The organism is Flavobacterium sp. CF136, assembly GCF_000282055.1.
Lineage (GTDB): Bacteria > Bacteroidota > Bacteroidia > Flavobacteriales > Flavobacteriaceae > Flavobacterium.
In genome coordinates this window covers 59222-79268 of the sequence record NZ_AKJZ01000009.1, presented here as the reverse complement: position 1 = coordinate 79268, position 20047 = coordinate 59222, and the positions used below count along the sequence as shown (strand labels likewise).

The window sequence follows — 20047 nt, the reverse complement described above, 5'->3', positions numbered from 1 at the left end:
CTTGGAAAGTCAGGAACTTTTCAAAGCTTTTTTGTAAAATTATCTCATTGCCACATTGACAAATTATCTCATTGAGCTAATCCTTTCTCCATTTTTTGGTTTCCTCAAAAATGTGTTCTAAGATTGCCACTTCTGTTTCATCAAACTCAATATTTCTTCTACCCATAACCAATTTTGCCGTTTCAAAAGCTTTTTTAGTCACATATGTTGTAAAACCTGCCGCTCCGCCCCATGAAAAACTCGGAACAAAATTGCGGGGAAAACCGCTTCCAAAAATATTAGCGCTCACCCCTACTACAGTTCCGGTATTAAACATCGTATTGATTCCGCATTTACTATGATCTCCCATCATTAAACCACAAAACTGAAGTCCGGTTTTAGCAAAACCTTCCGTTTCATAACTCCATAATTTGACTTCTTCGTAATTATTTTTAAGGTTTGAATTATTGCTGTCAGCTCCAATATTACACCATTCACCCAAAACTGAATCACCTAAAAACCCATCATGTCCTTTATTTGAATTTTGAAATAGAACTGAATTTTTAACCTCTCCTCCTATTCTGGATCCAGGACCAACTGTTGTGGCTCCATAAATTTTTGCATTCAGTTTTACCTGCCCATTTTCGCATAAAGCAAAAGGGCCACGAATTACGGTTCCTTCCATAATTTCAGTATTCTTACCTATATATATAGGACCTGTTGACGCATTAAGAGTTACAAACTCTAATTTCGCTCCTTCTTCAATAAATATGTTTTCTGGTGCAATAACATTCACACTTTTCGGAATTGGCTGTGATTTTCGATCTTCGGTTAAGTAATCAAAATCAGCACGAATGGCAGCATCATTTTTAGAGAAAATATCCCAGGTATGCTCTATAGTTAAGCAGTCATCATTATATTGAATAATTTCATACGAATCAAAATCAACTTCTTCCTGATTTTCGGTTGTAAAAAAAGCAATTACATCATCGCCTTTAAAAATCGCCTGATTTTCCTTTAAATCAGACACCATTTCTGCAAGCGTATCATTTGGCAAATACGCAGCATTTATCATAACATTTTCCTCCATTTCCACCATTGGAAATTTGGCAGACAAGTAATCTTCGGTAATTGTTGTGATAGTAGAGCCTAAACGTGCTTCCCATTTTTGACGAATTGTCATAATTCCGATTAGAATATCAGCCACGGGTCTTGTAAAGGTAAAAGGTAATAAAGCATTCCGAACGGGACCGTCAAAAAGAATGTAATTCATAAATAATAAATTTGGTACTTGTTAAAATCTTGATTTGGTTATCGAGCTCAAAGTTACAAATATTTTATTTGTATCATTAAATGCATTTCACGCTAAAACAAAGTGATTTTTAATAATGGAGCATAAAAAAAGCCTTCCGTTTGGAAGGCTTTTGTATAAGTATAAACAGCTATTATTTTTTAGCGTGTTTTGCATATTTAGTTTTGAACTTGTCAATACGTCCTGCAGTATCGATAAGTTTAGATTTACCAGTATAAAAAGGGTGAGATGTTCTGGAAATCTCCATTTTTACAACTGGATACTCAACTCCGTCAACTTCAATTGTTTCTTTTGTATCTGCAGTAGATTTAGTAATAAAAACGTCATCATTTGACATGTCTTTAAATGCAACTAATCTGTAATTTTCCGGGTGGACTCCTTTTTTCATCTTTTCTTTTTATTTATTGTTTAGAGCATTTTTATTTTGAAGCTTTTTCATGGTTAGAAAAAGGTGTAAACAAAGGATACTCTTTTTTGTTTAAAACTTTTAATTATTTTGAGTCTGCAAATTTACAATTCTTTTTTAATATACAAATGTTTAACCCACTTTTTTTTAGTTAAATTCAAAAAGCTTTTTTATCTTCGAATATATTGGGAATTGCTATATTTGTGGATTATTTTTAAAACATATAGAAAATATGATTAATGAAGTTATAAAAAAGAACGGGATTACCTATGGTGTAATGATTGGAATTGCATCGACATTAATTACCGCAACAATATATGCAATTGATTTAAACTTATTTACTGCATGGTGGATGGGATTAATAGGTATTGCTATAAGTCTGACAATCTCTATCATTTTACTTTCTAAAACGAAAAAAGAATTAAATGGTATTTTTCCTTTTAAAGAAGCTTTCACAACTTACTTTATAGCAGCAGTAATCGGAATTTTGATTTCTACAACTTTTAATATTATACTATTTAATGTTATTGATCCGGCAGCAAAAGATACTTTAAGCGAATTAATGATTAAATATACGGTAAGCATGATGCAGAAATTTGGAACACCGGCTTCTGTTATTAATGAAACTATTGAAAAAATGAAACTAAGCAATCCGTATTCAACTATAGAATTATTAAAAGGATCTGTTTTTGCGATTGTTATCAGCTCAATTTTCGGATTAATTTTCGCCGCATTTTTTAAAAGCAAAACTATACAAGAATAAAAATATAAATGAATTTATCTATACTTATACCGCTTCTAAATGAAGAGGAATCACTAAAAGAACTCTATTCGTGGATTATTAAAGTGATGCAATCTAACAATTACTCTTATGAAATCATTTTTGTAGATGATGGCAGTACAGATGATTCCTGGAATATTATTGAAAGCTTTTCTAATGAGAACCCGAATGTAAAAGGGATTCGTTTCATGAAAAACTTTGGAAAATCGCAGGCTTTACACGCTGGTTTTGCCAAAGCAAAAGGTGATGTTATTATTACTATGGATGCCGATTTGCAGGATAGTCCGGATGAAATTCCAGGATTGTACGAAATGATTACAACTCAGAAATTTGATTTGGTTTCCGGCTGGAAAAAGAAACGCTACGACTCTGTTGTGGCAAAAAACCTGCCTTCAAAATTATTTAACTGGGCTGCCAGAAAAACTTCGGGAGTTGAGCTGAATGATTTTAACTGCGGTTTAAAAGCCTATAAAAATGCAGTTGTAAAAAACATAGAAGTTTCTGGCGAAATGCACCGATACATTCCGGTTTTGGCAAAAAATGCCGGATTTGGAAAAATTGGCGAAAAAATCGTTATACACCAAGCCCGAAAATATGGCGAAACCAAATTTGGAATGGAACGTTTCATCAACGGATTCCTTGATTTGATTACCATTTGGTTTTTATCACGATTTGGGAAAAGGCCTATGCACTTGTTTGGCGCCATTGGTTCCTTTATGTTTATCATCGGATTTTTATTGGCGGGCTACATTGGAATTTCAAAATTGTACCATATGTATAATGGAATGAAATATAGTTTAATTACCAGCAATCCTTGGTTTTTTATTGCTTTAACAACCATGATTTTAGGAACTCAATTGTTTTTGGCAGGTTTTCTTGGGGAAATTATTTTGCGAACTAAAAACAACGAATCACGTTATAAAGTGTCCCGAGAAGTTAATTTTTAATACTAAAGCCCTAGCCCTGATGGAAGCGGCATCCTTTTTTGACTTTTTCTGCCAAAAAAGATATAGCGGACAGCAGGATAAAGCTTCTAAATACCACAATTATTTTTTAAATTTTAATTGTAAAAACATATAATTATGAATATTGCAACTCCTATTTTAAATGCCGTAAATGAATGGTTAACACCTACATTTGATAAAGAAACACAAGCTGCCGTTAAGGAATTAATGACAACATCGCCGAAAGAACTTGAGGAAAGTTTTTATAAAAACCTGGAATTTGGTACTGGGGGAATGCGCGGTGTTATGGGTATTGGAAACAACCGAATAAATAAATATACACTTGGAAAAAACACGCAGGGACTTTCTGATTATCTGCATGAAGTTTTTCCAAATCAGCCTTTAAAAGTAGTAATTGCTTATGATTGTCGTCATAACAGTAACACCTTAGCAAAAGTTGTTGCTGATGTTTTCTCGGCAAACGGAATCCATGTTTATTTATTTTCGGATTTGCGACCAACTCCTGAATTATCATTCGCTCTTAAATATTTAGGCTGCCAATGCGGAATTGTACTTACAGCTTCTCACAATCCACCGGAATATAACGGATATAAAGTATACTGGGAAGACGGAGGACAGATTGTTCCACCTGAAGATGAGGCTATTATTAAGATGATCGAAAGTTTGAATTACGATAAAATTAAATTTAATGCAAACGAAAGCCTTATTCAGTATATCGATATCGAAATAGACAAGGCTTTTGTAAAATCATCGATAGAAAATGCGAGCTTTAATACTCCGGCTGCTGCCAAAGAGAATTTACAAATTGTCTTTACTTCTTTGCACGGAACTTCTATAAAATCTGTTCCTGATACTTTATCGCAAGCGGGTTACACGAATGTACATATCGTTCCTGAACAAGCGATTCCTGATGGGAATTTCCCAACGGTAAAATCTCCAAATCCAGAGGAGCCGGAAGCTTTGACGATGGCTTTGGCTTTGGCTGAAAAAACGAATTCGGATATCGTAGTCGGAACAGATCCTGATTGTGATCGTTTAGGTGTTGCCGTTAGAAACAACGAAGGCAAGATGATTTTGCTTAACGGAAATCAAACCATGGTTTTAATGACTTCGTTTTTATTAAAACAATGGAAAAAAGCAGGTAAAATTAACGGAAAACAATTCGTTGGTTCTACTATTGTTTCGACTCCAATGATAATGGAATTAGCGACAAACTATGGCGTAGAATGCAAAGTTGGCTTGACAGGTTTTAAATGGATTGCCAAAATGATTAAAGATTTTCCTGAACTTCAATTTATTGGAGGGGGTGAGGAAAGTTTCGGCTTTATGGTTGGTGATGCTGTTAGGGATAAAGATGCTGTTGCGGCTACCTTATTAATATGCGAAGTTGCTGCACAGGCAAAAGCTGCAGGAAGCAGTGTTTACAAAGAACTTTTACAATTATATGTTGAAAATGGTTTTTATAAAGAATATTTGGTTTCGTTAACCAAAAAAGGAATTGAAGGTTTAGAAGAAATCAATCAGATGATGATTGATTTACGTGAAAATCCTTTGAAAGAAATCAACGGACAACGCGTAATTATGGTTGAAGATTATCAGTCCTCCATTGCTTTGAATTTATTGACCGGAGAAGAGTCTGTAATGGATATGCCAAAATCAAACGTTTTGATTTATTATACCGAAGACGGTTCTAAAATTTGTGCAAGACCGAGCGGTACTGAACCAAAAATTAAATTCTATATCAGCGTAAATGCAGAATTGGATTCAGTAGAAAATTTTGATGCAGCAGAAAGTTTCTTAGACGAAAAAATACAAAACATTATTGCAGGAATGCAATTGAAGTAATAAAAAATGAGCAACAAAATTGACAGCAATGAAAAACCTGAACTATTAAATTCGATTATCGGGTTAATAGATCAGACTCGTCATTTTGTTGCCAAAACGGTTAATCAGGAATTGACGCTCTTATATTGGAAAATTGGAAAAAACATCAATGATGAAATTCTAAAAAATGATAGAGCCGATTATGGGAAAAAAATAATTCCTGCGCTAAGTAGCGAGTTAACCAAAAAATATGGAATAGGCTTTAACAAAAGAAACCTCCAAAGTTTCATCAAGTTAAACTCCACAATTGAAGACTTTACAATTTTGCACACAGTGTGTGCAAAATTGAGTTGGTCTCATATTAGAGTACTAATTTATATCGAAAACAATATAAAACGTGAGTTTTACATTCAGATGAGTGTTCATGAGCGCTGGAGTGTCAGAATCTTACAAGAACGAATTGACAGCATGCTTTTTGAAAGAACTGCAATCAGCAAAAAACCTGAACAGACCATACTTAATGATCTGGAATTATTAAAAACCGAAAAACAAATTAGTCCGGATTTAACTTTTCGCGACCCTTACTTTTTAGATTTTTTAGGGCTACACGACAGTTATTCTGAAAAAGATTTAGAAAACTCAATTTTAGCCCAACTACAACATTTCATCACTGAAATGGGAAGCGAGTTTGCTTTTCTTGCCCGTCAGAAAAGAATAATTATCGACGACGAAGACTTTTATATTGACTTACTTTTTTATCACAGAGGCCTAAGACGTTTGGTTGCCATCGACCTAAAACTAGGAAAATTTAAAGCCGGTTATAAAGGTCAAATGGAATTATATTTACGTTGGTTAGAGAAAAATGAACAAAAAGAAGGAGAAAATAAACCAATTGGATTAATTTTGTGCAGTGAAAAATCACCCGAGCAAATTAATTATTTAATGCTTGATAGATGACCAAATCAAAGTATCAGCATATTTGACCCAATTACCTGAAAAAAAATTATTGCTGGAAAAACTCGAAAGAGCAATTGCCATAGCAGAAAATAACATCCATAATAAATGAGTAATTTCAAAAAAATAGTTCCTTTTATATATCCGTATAAAAGATACGCATTCTTAAACATCTTTTTTAATGTTTTATATGCGCTTTTCAGTACACTTTCGTTTGTTGCTTTAATACCGATGCTTCAGGTATTATTTGATAAAAATAAGCAAATTACGGTCAAACCGGTATTTCACGGAGTTCTGAAAATTCAAGAATATGGCGAAAACTATTTAAGCTATTATATTACAACGACAAAAGGAACACATGAACCTGGTTACGTTTTATCTATAATGGTTGCGATTATAATTTCAATCTTCTTATTAAAAAACCTGGCCGATTATTTAGCTATGTTTTTTATTACTTTTTTACGAAATGGTGTTTTAAGGGATATGCGAAATGCAATGTATAAGAAAACACTGGAATTGCCTTTGGCATTTTATTCTGAAAAAAGAAAAGGAGACGTTATTTCGAGAATTTCTGCTGATGTAAATGAGGTACAAAACTCATTTTTAGCTATTCTTGAACTTATTGTAAAAGAACCTTTAACCATCATTTTTACAATAACTGCCATGCTAATCATTAGTGCTAAACTAACCTTATTTGTTTTTATTTTTATTCCGGTTTCAGGATATATTATTTCATTAATTGGAAAACAGCTTAAAAAACAATCAACAAAAGCACAGCAGGAACAAGGTACTTTTTTATCAACTATAGAAGAAACTATTGGAGGATTGAAAGTAGTAAAAGGATATAATTCTGAAAATTATTTCAACACTGTTTTTCAAAATTCCACAGAACGTTTTTTTAGTTTATCAAACAGCATTGGCAATCGTCAGAACTTAGCTTCTCCTGCCAGCGAATTTATGGGAATTACTGTAATTGCCATCTTGCTCTGGTATGGAGGTCAAATGGTTTTGATTGACAAAACATTACAAAGTGCTTCATTTATAGCTTACATGGGGCTGGCTTATAACATCCTGACTCCGGCAAAAGCGATTTCTAAAGCTTCGTACGGAGTAAAAAGAGGAAATGCCGCAGCGGAACGTGTTTTAGAGATTTTAGATCAGGAAAACCCTATTACTTCTAAACCTGATGCCATCGAAAAAACAACTTTTGACAACAATATTACTGTACAAAATATCAATTTTAAATATGAAGATGAAACGGTTTTAAAAGACTTCTCCCTTCAAATTAAAAAAGGGCAGACTATAGCACTTGTGGGACAATCCGGAAGTGGAAAAAGTACTATAGCAAACTTGCTGACTCGTTTTTATGATGTGAACGACGGAACGATTTCTATAGACGGAGTAAATATAAAAGACATGAACTTACAATCCCTTCGTGGCTTGATGGGATTGGTTACACAAGACAGTATTTTATTCAATGACACTATAAAAGCAAATATTTCATTAGGGAAATTAGATGCTACGGATGAAGAAATTATTGAAGCTTTGAAAATTGCAAATGCTTTTGAATTTGTAAAAGAATTGCCTTTAGGAATTTACACTAACATCGGTGACAGCGGAAATAAATTATCCGGTGGACAAAAACAACGTTTATCGATTGCTCGTGCCGTATTGAAAAACCCTCCTATTATGATTTTGGACGAAGCCACATCAGCTTTGGATACTGAAAGTGAAAAATTTGTTCAGGTTGCCCTTGAAAATATGATGCAGAACAGGACTTCGATTGTTATTGCACACCGTCTTTCAACCATTCAAAAAGCTGATTTGATTGTCGTAATGCAAAAAGGAAAAATTGTGGAACAAGGAACTCATGATGAATTAATTTCTCATAACGGAACTTATAACAAACTGGTTACAATGCAATCATTTGAATCTTAAGATTACATCACTATAATTAAATAATTTGCACAGGTTAAAGGATTATCAAAACTGATTTTAATTTCTTTAATCTGTGTTTATTTTTTAACTTAGATACTATTAACGATAAATCATTTAATTTTTTCAGAGAATGTATCTTAACAATCCAAATATAAAACTGCCTGATGATCCGGATACAATAGTCTGGAAATATCTGGACTTGTCTAAATTTCTTGATTTATTGCTTTCCAAAAAATTATTCATGTCTCGTTCTGACAAGTTTGAAGATCAGTACGAAGGTACTTTTAGCGAACCTACATTTGAAGAAATTAAAAAACTGGCAATTGACAATCCTGATTTTTTAAATTATTACAAAACACATCGTGAAAAAGTAGCTGTCAGCAGCTGGCATATTAACGAATATGAATCGTTTGCCATGTGGCAGATATTCACTCAGAACAGCGAAGGATTAGCTATTCAGTCGACAATTGGCAGGTTACAAAAAGCGTTAAATCCTGAAAATAATTTTGATCAGTATATTGGCGAAGTAAACTATATTGATTATAAAAAAGAATACATTCCCTTTGATGATATGTTCTTTCCCTTTTTATTCAAAAGAAAAAGTTTTCAATACGAGCGGGAGGTTCGCATTATTACAGATACTTCACAAAGTTCCATAAAACTAAATGATGGTTTAAAAATCAATGTCAATATTGATCAATTAATTGAAAAAATATACATTCATCCAAAATCAGAAAATTGGTATAAAAAATTGGTAATCGAATTGGTAGAACGACTGGGATTTGGCATTGAAATAGAAAAATCAGATCTGGAAAGTGATATTCTGATTTAGTTTTACCCAATCTTGTCACTTCGACGAAGGAGAAGTCACACAAGTTAAGAACATAATACCGTCGAATACTGGATGTGATTTCTCCTTCCTCGAAATGACAAAAATTAAACTTTATATCGGTTTATAATTTTTAACTTCCCATTTTTTTGCGCCCAAATCAATATAATTATAATGCAGGACATCATTTTTATCGAATTGCCCATTTTGATTGGTGTCTTCTATAGTTCTAAAATACAAACGATTTTTAGACTCAATTAAATTCCAATCTACTAATTCCTGAAGATCAGCCGAAACTTTAGTAAAATTTTCTCCGCTAATATCGCTTAAATACAAAGTTTTAATGTCTCCCGTATCTATTTTACCGTCTTTATTCGTATCCGAATCAGTCAGAGTATAAACCATTATTTGATTTAAAGTCTTATCTGCAAGTGATTTTAAGTAAGTTGCTGTCAGGATCAGAACAGGCTTATCTGCCAAAGGTCGAATAGAATCCGAATCTGTTTTTTGGAATTTTAGATTCTGCAAATACCCTGTAATTTCATATTCGCCTAAATTTGAAATTGTAAAACTCACATCATTTACACTTGAAGAACCATAGCGTGCTTTTGTTCCTTTTTCAAAAACTCTTAAATCTCCAACCGGATGAATCAGATAGCTGGTTCCTTCCATCTGAATAGGTAAATCTGCAACCTCTATTTGCGCTGAATCGGTTTTCGTTACAATACCACCTGTTTTATTTGAAGCATCATAAGTTACTTTCGGTTTCTGAACTTCATCACGGCAACTTGAAAATAAAATAACCAATACTGAACAAGATATATAGAATACTTTTTTCATAACTTAATTTCTAATTTCATTCAAATATAATCAATAAAATGTATATGTCTTAAATAGACATTTCAAATTCAGAAACTCTAAACCTCATAAAACTATAACCTCGCATTCAGTTTTATATTAAAAACTCTCGAAGTCATATAATTAGGAATTGCATACTGACTTTTAGAATAAGCATCCCGAACCCAGGTATTTGTTATTGCATTTTGATTATTAAAAAGATTAAAAATCTCTACACCCAATGATAATTCTTTAAATTTTTTCAGCCAATTAGCTTTTGCTGCATTATTATGATCAATAAAAACTTTAGCAAAACCCACATCTGCCCTTCTGTAATCATTCAATCTGTTCTGATATAAATAAGAATCTGAATAAGAAGGTGAGCCACCTGGTAAGCCAGTATTATAAACTAAATTCAGGTATAATTTAACGCTCGGTATATTTGGCATATAATCCTGAAACAACATAGCAAATTTCAAACGTTGGTCTGTTGGTCTTGCGATATAGCCTTTGTTTTCGTAATTCTCTTCGGTTTTCAAATAACCAAAACTAATCCAGGATTCCGTTCCGGGAACAAACTCTCCATTCAATCTAAAATCTAAACCTTGTGCAAATGCTTTTGCATTATTATCAGCAACATAACGAATACGAACATTATCTATTGAGTAAGTGTTTACATCGGAAAGGGATTTATAATAAACCTCGGTAACCCATTTAAAAGGACGATCCCACATTTTAAAATTATAATCATTACTCAGGACTATATGAACTGACTGCTGCGCTTTAACATTCGGATCCACAACCCCATTTAAATCACGAAGCTCCCTGTAAAAAGGCGGCTGATGATACAATCCGCCGGAAAGTCTAAAAATCATATCCATATCCCAGTCCGGTTTTATGGCAAACTGAGCTCTTGGACTAAAAACAACTTGATTTTTTCCATCAACAGAAGCCCCGTAAACACTCCAACTCTGAAAACGAGCACCCAAATTATACCATACCTGACTTGAACCAATCTCTGTTTTCTGATTCCATTGCGCATAACCTGAGAATCTGTTTATATCATTAAAATTGGTTGCACGAATATTTTGATAAGGTAAAAGCGGTCCTGTATATGGAGCATCAGGCTGATTATTTTTTGGTAAATCCAAAATGGGCGGATTTATTGAAAATCCAGCCGAGTCGATTACTTCCCACTCTATAACTCTATCCCTTATGGATTCTCTGGTATATTTCAAACCAAATTCTAGCTGACTATTATTCCATTCTTTAAATCCTTTAATTTCAGCATTTGCAATTAAAGCATCCAAATCATTTCGGGCATGATTGAGCTGTGCACCAATTCCCCTTGTAAAATCAACATCATCAGGATTAGTTGTTCCATCAGAATTAACATTCCCTAATCGATATTGCGCCAAAATATCAAAATGTTCTTCTTCAGTAGTATGAAATAATGAACCAATAAATTTTAAAGTAAAAGTTGATGAAGCTTTATAAGTTGTTTTTATCGCACCAAAATACGTATCGTATTGATCCTTTTCCTGCCCCTCGTAGAAAACCGCTAATGACATTGGCTGATCTATTGTCCCAAATTTTGTTTCCCGGGTCAAAGGCCTGTATAAATATTTATTCTGAGAAATGTTTCCTAAAAAACTCACTTGCCATTTTTGAGAAACATCATAGTTAATATTGGTCTGAATATCCACAAATGTTGGCGTATAGTTAGTTTGTGTATCCTGGCTATTAACCAGCAGACTATTATTACGGTACCGGACGCCAGTTATCGCCGACCATTTTTTATTTTTGGACACTGCATCAACAGCAAAACTTGCTCCTAGAAAACTAGCTTCAACAGCGGCGCCAAATCGTGTTGGCTTTCTATAGGTAATATCCAGGACAGAAGAAAGTTTATCACCATATTTTGCCTGAAATCCTCCTGCTGAAAAATCAACATTCTGTACTAAATCCGTATTGGTAAAACTCAATCCTTCCTGTTGGCCTGAACGAATTAAAAACGGACGATAGACTTCAATTTCATTTACATAAACCAAATTTTCGTCATAATTACCGCCGCGAACTGCATATTGTGTACTCAATTCATTGTTTGAATTTACACCCGGTAATGTTTTTAAAATATTTTCGATTCCTGCATTTGCTCCCGGGATTTTTTTGATTGTAGACTGATCAATAACAGTAATACCCTGAACACGTTTCTTGTTTTTTGAAGTTACAAAAACCTCTCCCATCTGTTCTTCCGAATTACTCATAACGGGATTAAAAACCAACAGTTCATTAGGTTTTAAATTCACTGCCAGCGTTATCATTTTTAAAGAAATGTGCGTAAAAATCAAAATTGACTTTCTGTTGGACGGCACTTCAATTTCAAAAAACCCTTTCGTATCCGACTGTGAGACATTATTACCTACAGATATATTTACATCTGCTACCGGATGATTCTCATTATCTAAAATAACACCTTTAACATGAGCGTTTTGAGCCGATGAAGCAAAACCAATGCATAAAAAAAGGAAAACAATTATTATCTTACTATTATTCAAACGTTCTAATTTTATTTTTGTTGACTCCTAAAAAAATGAGTTTCAAAGATAGCAGAATTCCCTACATTATCAACTACTTCGATTTTTAAATCATTCGCACCTTCTGCAACTATTCCATCCTCGAATGTATGTGTGATTTTTTTAGTTTTATTATCATATTCAAACAAAATCCAATTTCCGTTTAAATAACCATTATAGGACTTTATCCCGGAGAGATTATCACTAATAGTAAATTGAATCGTTTTTAAATCACTGATCCATTTGTCCTGAATTGGTTTAGCAATTTTAATTGTTGGGGCAATCGTATCTAAAACTAAACCGAATTGCCCTAATATTTTTGATTTGGCTGTAAAAACATCATTTTTTCTTGTCGTTGCATTATAACTTTTATTGTTACCACTTATTTTCCCAATAAAAAGTTTATCCCGCAGTGCTTCTGAATATGTACTGTCTTTAATCGTAATTGTAAAATTTGAATGTACCGGAACTGTATCTTCGTGAATATAAATCCGGTTATTTTTTACATCAAAATTTAAATTAAAATTTTCGTAAAAGGTTCCGGCCGGAAAAAAAACGGACATATTATCTTTTTCAAAATTTGAATCTTTATCATAACGAATCAGATATTTTGAAGTAACAGGCTCTTCTTTTACAATTGGTGTTTCTGAGTCATACTCGATTGGAACTGTAACCGAATTTAAATTCCCATAATAATCCGAAACTTCAATACGATAGGTTGAAGTTAAATTTGGTTCAACAGGAATTATTCCATGCAACGAATCCGTTTTAACAATACTCAGCGCGTAGGGCGTTTTCATAAATAACTTTTGCACACGCTGCCCGGTTTTTTTATATCTGGAATAATCTATAAAAGCATTAACAAAACGCATTTCATCAAAAGAATAGGTGTTAAATTGATAGTTATAATTTTGATTTCCGTTTAAAAATGTAGAAACATTGAAAACGCCATTTTTATTAAACGAAATATCATCAAAATCAACAGTATTAATTCCAAAGCCAATTTTTCCGTTCGCTTTTATTTTACTGGCCAGATATGTTCCGTCTTTCTGAAGTGAAAGATTTAATAATAAAGGCTGTTTAGATTGATTTACAATTGTATTTTCATCAAGCGGATAAACATACAAACTTGAAATTATTGGCTTTTTTGTATCTTTTATATCTTTATCAAATCCAAAAAACAATGGATTTATCACAAATTCCGTTTTAGAATCCCTAAATTCAAAATGCAAATGTGGCCCCTCTGAAGAGCCAGTATTACCGGAAAGTGCAATTAATTGTCCTTTTGTAACGGGTAATTCATCAGGTTTCAGGTATATTTCAATTTCAAAAGATTTTTCTTTATAATGTGTTTTCTGGATATATTCCTGAATTGATCCAACAGCAGTCTGTAAATGTCCATATACTGTAGTGTATCCGTTTGGATGCGTAATATAAATACATTTACCATTACCAAAAGTGGAAATTTTTATTCTTGAAACATAACCATCTGCAGCAGCATACACATTTAATCCTTCTTTTTGATTCGTCTTTAAATCGAAACCTGCATGAAAATGATTTGGTCTCAACTCCCCAAAATTACCAGAAAGCTGCATCGGAATATCCAATGGTGAGCGAAAATAATCATTTGGATATTGGGTTTGCGAATGAAGAAAATTACAAAATAGTAAAAAAATCAGGGAAAATCTCATAGGTAACATTTTTGCTAAGATAAAAAATAAGGAACGAAAACCGAAGACAAACTGACAAAAATACAATTAATTGAATTTCATGTATTTGTCTATTTTTAATGCAAAAAAAGCGATAAAAAATTGCATTAATAAAAAGGAATACTAACTTTGTAGGATTAAGTAATGAATAGGATTTATAATGAGTGTAATTGCCGAAATAATTGATACTCTTGAATATAAAGTCGAAAAGCTTTTTGAGAAATCAAAAGCATTAGAAAAAAACAATCAGGAATTACGATTACAACTAGCCAAAGCTGCGCAAATTATCCAGAAACAATCTGAAGAAATGGAAGCTTTGAAGAAGCAATATGAAACACTTAAGATAGCCAATTCGTTGCTCGGCAGCGACAATAACAAGAGAGAGACAAAGCTTAAAATAAATTCATTAATTCGCGAAATTGATTACTGTATAGCACAATTATCAGATTAGAAAAACATGGACGGAAAGCTTAAAATTAAAATATCAGTTGCAGATCGGGTTTATCCGTTAACGGTAGAACCTGCTCAGGAAGAAGGCCTTAGAAGTGCTTCTAAAAAAATTGATGCTATGATTAAGCAATTCGAAGAAAATTATGCCGTTCGCGACAAGCAAGATGTACTGGCCATGTGTGCCCTTCAATTTGCTTCACAAGTAGAACAAAAACAAATTGATAACGCTATTGATGGCGAAGAAACCATCGAAAGAATTAAAAGATTAAATTCGCTATTAGATCAATATCTCGAAAATTAAACGTTCTTTACAGAAACTAAGATACTGCCTACATTAGTTCACATTTGGTAAACTCAACACTAACAATTTAGAATGAGCAAATCATCACTACTAAAGCATGCCACGCTTTTTGCGAGGAAACTTGAACAGTGAGTTAGCTCAAAACTTGTCTTTACGAGTTTATTCAAGCAATTAATGTAGGCTTTTTTTATATATAAATTTTAACAAACATGGACATAATAACGATCATTATTTCAGGTATTATAGGTATTACAACAGGTTTTGTGATAGCTAAAATTATCGAAAAAAGCAATATTTCTAATCTAATCAAAAATGCGAAAAAAGAAGCAGCCTCAATTTTAAAAGATGCTAATTTAGAAGCAGAAAACATTAAAAAAGATAAAATCCTTCAGGCAAAAGAGCGTTTTATCGAATTAAAATCAGAACACGAACAAGTAATTTTAGCCCGTGATAAAAAAGTAGCAGAAGTAGAAAAAAGAGTTCGCGACAAAGAATCACAAATTTCAAATGAATTATCAAAAGCTAAAAAAGTAAATGATGATTTTGAGGCTAAAACACAAGAATACAACAGCAAAATTGAAATTTTAGACAAAAAACAATCTGAGGTTGACAAGTTACACAAAAGCCAATTACAGCAACTTGAAGTAATCTCAGGACTTTCTGCCGAGGAAGCGAAAGAACAATTAGTTGAAGGTTTAAAAGCTGAAGCAAAGAGTAAAGCAATGTCTCATATTCAGGAAACTATTGAGGAGGCAAAACTTACTGCACAGCAAGAAGCAAAGAAAATCATCATCAACACTATTCAGAGAGTAGGAACAGAAGAAGCAGTAGAAAATTGCGTTTCAGTTTTCAACATTGAATCAGATGATGTAAAAGGTCGAATTATTGGTCGTGAAGGCCGAAACATTAGGGCGCTTGAAGCTGCAACCGGAGTAGAAATTATTGTTGATGATACACCGGAAGCTATTATACTTTCTTGTTTTGATCCGGTTCGTAGAGAAATTGCACGTTTGTCATTACACAAATTAGTTACTGACGGACGTATTCACCCGGCAAGAATTGAAGAGGTTGTTGCTAAAACTGCTAAACAAATTGATGACGAAATTATTGAAGTTGGTAAACGTACCGTTATTGACTTAGGAATTCACGGTTTACACCCTGAATTAATAAAAGTCGTAGGCCGTATGAAATACCGTTCTTCTTATGGACAAAACCTACTGCAACACTCCAGAGAAGTTTCTAAACTTTGTGGTATCATGGCAGCTGAACTGGGCTTAAATGTAAAATTAGCCAAAAGAGCAGGTTTACTTCACGATATTGGTAAAGTTCCGGATACTGAAAGTGATTTACCTCACGCTTTATTAGGTATGCAATGGGCTGAAAAATATGGCGAAAAAGAAGAAGTTTGCAACGCAATTGGAGCTCACCACGACGAAATCGAAATGAAATCATTATTATCACCAATTATTCAGGTGTGTGATGCTATTTCAGGTGCAAGACCAGGAGCAAGACGTCAGGTATTAGATTCCTATATCCAACGTTTGAAAGATCTTGAAGAAGTTGCTTACGGATTCAGCGGAGTTAAAAATGCTTACGCAATTCAGGCAGGTAGAGAACTTCGTGTTATTGTGGAAAGCGAAAAAGTATCTGATGATAATGCAGCAAATTTATCTTTCGAGATTTCACAAAAAATTCAAACTGAAATGACTTATCCGGGTCAGGTAAAAGTTACTGTTATCAGGGAAACCAGAGCAGTTAATATTGCTAAATAAATTCACAAAAATATTTCATAAAAAAACTTCTCAGAGATGAGAAGTTTTTTTTTATTTCTGATTTATCCAAACTTACAATTCATCGTTAAAAACAATTTTGAAAGTTGTACCAACTCCAACTTCACTTTCTACAAAAACCTTCCCTTTCATAGCCTCTATTTGGTTTTTAGTGATATGCAAACCAATCCCGCGGGCATCTTTATGTTTATGAAACGTTTTATACATCCCGAATAATAAATCTCCATAAACCTTTAAATCGATTCCCTGACCATTATCTTTGATTTTTAACACCTTATTACCTTCCGGATCAAGAAAATAATCAAAAATAATTACCGGATCCCTGTCAGGATGTGCATATTTAATTGCATTTGTTACAAAATTCTGCAAAACGCTTTCCAGATAAGCAGGATTAAAATTTATAAGTAAATACTCCGGCACATTGTTTATAATTTTTACTTTGGTTTCAGAATTAAAATCCTTAATTATTGAAATCGTCTTATTAATGTAATCTGACAATTTTAATGGCCTGACAACTATATCTACATCATTTTGAATCTGAATAATTTGATTTAAATTTAAAATCGTATCATTCAAATCATTGGAAACAGTTCGAAGATGCATTAACATCTCTTTGATCGTTTCTTTTTTTTCATCAATATCAATAAAATCCAGGATAGACTTAATATTACCTGCCTGCGTATTTAAATTATGCGAAACGATATAGGAAAAGTTTAGTAACCGGCTATTTTGATCACTATACAGCTTCATTGTTTTTATAAGCTCTAACTCTTTTTCCTTTTGTGCAGATACATCCGTATGTGTTCCTATAACGCGCAAAGGTTTACCATTTTCATCACGTTCAATTACTTTTCCCCTATCCAATATCCATTTGTATTTACCACTGGAAGTCATCACACGATGATAATTTTCATAAAATGGAATCTTATTATCAAAATGTTCCTGTATATCCGAGTAATATTTAGACAGATCATCCGGATGAACAATTTTATCCCAACGTTCCGGATCATCAAAAATATCCGTTGATTCTAATTCTAAAATTTTTAATGATAATGAGGAATAAAAAACACTGTTTGTTACCATATTCCAATCCCAAATACCTGTAGTTGAGGCTTCTAAAGCAAACTGAAACCTTTCTTCCGAGATGCGTAATTTCAGCTCTTTGTCTTTCAAATCCGTAATATCGGAAACACGCCCAAAAAAGCTTATGCGACCATCAGGTGAAGCTTCGGATTTAGACGAAATTTTAAACCATCGCAATCCTTTTTTTGGCAATACTCCCCTAAACTCTATTTCCCATGGCAAAATACCTCTTTTTGCTTTTACTAAAGTTTGAAAAAACAAATCCCGGTCCTGCGGATAAACCCTTTCATAAATAATTATTTTAGTATCATTTGAAAAGTCATTAGCAGTCAATTCAAAGATTTCTTCCACTGATTTACTAACCAATGGAAATGAATAATTATTTTCTGAATCGATAATAAACTGAAAAATCAAATCAGGAATTTCAGCAAACAATTTCTTATAAAAGTCATTTACGTTCTGAGAATTTTCATTCTCATACAAATCGAAAACCATATGCTTATTTGTCTAAGATTGGGGAATCATTCTGAATAACAATATATTGCTTTTTCGGGAAAGTAAATGTTAAATATATAAATTTCGAAAAAATTATCTTCTTGGATGAAAAGTATGCATGATTCCTTTTAAGAAACTTCTGTCCAAATGCACATAAATTTCTGTAGTGGTTATTGATTCATGTCCAAGCATCAATTGAATTGAACGCAAATCGGCACCATTTTCAAGTAAATGTGTTGCAAAGGAATGTCTAAAAGTATGAGGGCTTATACTTTTATTTAAATTAATTTTTACTGCCAGATCTTTTATAATTGTAAAAATCATGGCACGTGTAAGTTGATTTCCTCTTCGATTCAAAAACAAAGTATCCTCATTACCTTTTTTTATTTTTAAATGAATCCTGACATCCTTTTGATAAATATCAATGTATTTTTGAGTAAAAGCACCAATAGGAACAAAACGTTCTTTATTACCTTTTCCGGTAATTTTTATAAAACCTTCGTCAAAAAACAAATCCGAAATTTTTAAAGACACTAATTCGGATACTCGAAGCCCGCAGCCATACAAAGTTTCCAGCATCGCCCGGTTTCTTTCACCTTCATTCGAACTTAAATCTATTGCATTAATCAAATTATCAATTTCCTCAACAGACAATGTATCTGGTAATTTACGTCCGGTTTTAGGACTTTCAATTAATTCTAAAGGGTTATCAACACGATAATCCTCAAAAACCAAATAGTTAAAAAAGCTTTTTAGTCCAGAAATTATCCGTGCCTGAGATCTTGGATTCACTTCCTTTGAAACGGAATATATAAACTGCTGAACCGTTTCTTCTGTAATCTTCAATGGTGAAACTTCAATTTGATTATTTTCTAAAAAATGACACAATCTTTCAATATCAAAACCATAGTTTTCGATTGTATTTTTAGACAAACCACGTTCGATTCGCAAATACGATTGATAGTCTTTTATATAGTTACTCCATTTCATATTACAAAGTAAACACTTTAAAGCATAAAAAAACCTTCCTGATCAGGAAGGTTTTAATATTAATTTTAATTACAAATTAGAATTTGTAAAGAAGACCAAAGTTGATTGATCTCAAATCAGCACCTAAACCAAAAGTATTAGTTTTGTCTGCTCCGTCACCTCCATTATCATTAGAAGTATAGCCTAATCCAGCCCAAGTAGCCTCTAAAGCAAAGTTACTTGACACGAAGTAGCTCAAACCTAATCCTAAATTTGCACCAATTTCATTTTCTTTAACATCAGCTAATTTGTTATCAACTGAACTGTAATCAACACCAAGTTCACCAAATAAAGAGAAATCAGAAGAAGGAGTAAAATAATATCTACCAAAAGCACCAACTGTTAATCTTGCTTCATCCTCAGTATCTGTAACAGCATTCTCTGCTTTGTCAGATCTGTATCCTAACTTACCGCCAATTGCGATATTATCTGTAACAAAAAAACCAACTTTAGGCTCAATTTCAAATCCTGAAGATTTATTATCTCCTGTTTTTTCTGAATTAATTCCAATAGCTCCAGAAACAAAAATACTTCCTTTACTGAAACCTTTTCCTGTAGACTCTTGTGCATTAGCAAATCCAAATGCTAAAATAGCAACCATTGATAAAACAATTTTTTTCATTTTTTTTTTGATAAATTAATTTGATTATTTAGTAGGACAAATCTATATAAATTAACATCTATAAACCAAATTTTATTGTAAAATAATCACACTAAAACGTTATAAAAATCTTATTAAAAGAAATAAAAAACTAAATATCAAACGATTACATTTTAAAATATCACCAA

17 protein-coding genes and 1 other RNA gene are annotated in these 20047 nt (G+C 32.8%); 10 read left to right on the top strand and 8 right to left on the bottom strand.

The annotated features are described in order from the left end of the window. Positions 1 to 76: 76 nt before the first annotated feature. Together PMI10_RS03470 and PMI10_RS03465 are read right to left on the bottom strand one after the other, a co-directional pair. Positions 77 to 1252 carry a GlmU family protein gene (locus PMI10_RS03470; RefSeq protein WP_007804526.1) on the bottom strand — a complete coding sequence of 392 codons (1176 nt, stop codon included), beginning with the start codon at positions 1250 to 1252 and terminating at the stop codon, positions 77 to 79. 172 nt (positions 1253 to 1424) lie between these two features. Next, positions 1425 to 1679 carry a type B 50S ribosomal protein L31 gene (locus PMI10_RS03465; protein ID WP_007804523.1) on the bottom strand — a complete coding sequence of 85 codons (255 nt, stop codon included), beginning with the start codon at positions 1677 to 1679 and terminating at the stop codon, positions 1425 to 1427. A gap of 250 nt (positions 1680 to 1929) precedes the next feature. Here PMI10_RS03465 and PMI10_RS03460 point away from each other — a divergent pair, with 250 nt between their 5' ends. From PMI10_RS03460 to PMI10_RS03435, 6 genes are all read left to right on the top strand, one after another. Then, on the top strand, positions 1930 to 2460 hold the full coding sequence (locus tag PMI10_RS03460) for a DUF4199 domain-containing protein (protein ID WP_007804521.1): 531 nt from the start codon (positions 1930 to 1932) through the stop codon (positions 2458 to 2460). Positions 2461 to 2468: 8 nt separating this feature from the next. Further along, positions 2469 to 3425, top strand: a complete 957-nt coding sequence (locus PMI10_RS03455; RefSeq protein ID WP_007804519.1) for a glycosyltransferase family 2 protein — start codon at positions 2469 to 2471, stop codon at positions 3423 to 3425. A 135-nt stretch (positions 3426 to 3560) separates the two neighbouring features. Next, positions 3561 to 5288, top strand: coding sequence for a phospho-sugar mutase (locus PMI10_RS03450; protein ID WP_007804517.1), 1728 nt, complete (start codon positions 3561 to 3563; stop codon positions 5286 to 5288). Between the two features lie 6 nt (positions 5289 to 5294). Next, positions 5295 to 6224 carry a PDDEXK nuclease domain-containing protein gene (locus PMI10_RS03445; protein ID WP_007804515.1) on the top strand — a complete coding sequence of 310 codons (930 nt, stop codon included), beginning with the start codon at positions 5295 to 5297 and terminating at the stop codon, positions 6222 to 6224. Positions 6225 to 6329: 105 nt separating this feature from the next. Then, positions 6330 to 8159 carry an ABC transporter ATP-binding protein gene (locus PMI10_RS03440; protein ID WP_007804512.1) on the top strand — a complete coding sequence of 610 codons (1830 nt, stop codon included), beginning with the start codon at positions 6330 to 6332 and terminating at the stop codon, positions 8157 to 8159. 130 nt (positions 8160 to 8289) lie between these two features. Then, positions 8290 to 8991 carry a DUF2971 domain-containing protein gene (locus PMI10_RS03435; protein ID WP_007804510.1) on the top strand — a complete coding sequence of 234 codons (702 nt, stop codon included), beginning with the start codon at positions 8290 to 8292 and terminating at the stop codon, positions 8989 to 8991. Positions 8992 to 9102: 111 nt separating this feature from the next. On the opposite strand, the gene PMI10_RS03430 is transcribed toward PMI10_RS03435, so the two are convergent. From PMI10_RS03430 to PMI10_RS03420, 3 genes are all read right to left on the bottom strand, one after another. Continuing rightward, the gene (locus PMI10_RS03430; RefSeq protein WP_007804509.1) at positions 9103 to 9828 is read right to left on the bottom strand and encodes a hypothetical protein; all 726 of its coding nucleotides are present in this window, start codon (positions 9826 to 9828) and stop codon (positions 9103 to 9105) included. A gap of 92 nt (positions 9829 to 9920) precedes the next feature. Then, positions 9921 to 12383 carry a TonB-dependent receptor gene (locus PMI10_RS03425; RefSeq protein WP_007804507.1) on the bottom strand — a complete coding sequence of 821 codons (2463 nt, stop codon included), beginning with the start codon at positions 12381 to 12383 and terminating at the stop codon, positions 9921 to 9923. 11 nt (positions 12384 to 12394) lie between these two features. Beyond that, entirely contained in the window at positions 12395 to 14092 is a 1698-nt protein-coding gene (locus PMI10_RS03420; RefSeq protein WP_007804505.1) for a M23 family metallopeptidase, read from the bottom strand. Positions 14093 to 14270: 178 nt separating this feature from the next. Here PMI10_RS03420 and PMI10_RS03415 point away from each other — a divergent pair, with 178 nt between their 5' ends. The 4 genes from PMI10_RS03415 (at position 14271) to rny (ending at position 16633) form a co-directional block, all read left to right on the top strand. Next, entirely contained in the window at positions 14271 to 14561 is a 291-nt protein-coding gene (locus tag PMI10_RS03415; protein ID WP_007804503.1) for a hypothetical protein, read from the top strand. Between the two features lie 6 nt (positions 14562 to 14567). Then, entirely contained in the window at positions 14568 to 14861 is a 294-nt protein-coding gene (locus PMI10_RS03410) for a cell division protein ZapA (RefSeq protein WP_007804502.1), read from the top strand. Between the two features lie 51 nt (positions 14862 to 14912). Next, a non-coding RNA gene (gene ssrS, locus PMI10_RS21820) (6S RNA) lies at positions 14913 to 15022 on the top strand. A gap of 48 nt (positions 15023 to 15070) precedes the next feature. Further along, positions 15071 to 16633 (top strand): ribonuclease Y, encoded by a 1563-nt coding sequence (gene rny, locus PMI10_RS03405; RefSeq protein ID WP_007804500.1) that lies wholly within the window; start codon positions 15071 to 15073, stop codon positions 16631 to 16633. Between the two features lie 72 nt (positions 16634 to 16705). On the opposite strand, the gene PMI10_RS03400 is transcribed toward rny, so the two are convergent. From PMI10_RS03400 to PMI10_RS03390, 3 genes are all read right to left on the bottom strand, one after another. Continuing rightward, the gene (locus PMI10_RS03400; protein WP_007804498.1) at positions 16706 to 18229 is read right to left on the bottom strand and encodes a PAS domain-containing sensor histidine kinase; all 1524 of its coding nucleotides are present in this window, start codon (positions 18227 to 18229) and stop codon (positions 16706 to 16708) included. A 93-nt stretch (positions 18230 to 18322) separates the two neighbouring features. After that, the gene (xerD, locus tag PMI10_RS03395; RefSeq protein ID WP_007804497.1) at positions 18323 to 19219 is read right to left on the bottom strand and encodes a site-specific tyrosine recombinase XerD; all 897 of its coding nucleotides are present in this window, start codon (positions 19217 to 19219) and stop codon (positions 18323 to 18325) included. Positions 19220 to 19295: 76 nt separating this feature from the next. After that, positions 19296 to 19880, bottom strand: a complete 585-nt coding sequence (locus tag PMI10_RS03390) for a porin family protein (RefSeq protein WP_007804495.1) — start codon at positions 19878 to 19880, stop codon at positions 19296 to 19298. Positions 19881 to 20047 lie beyond the last annotated feature (167 nt).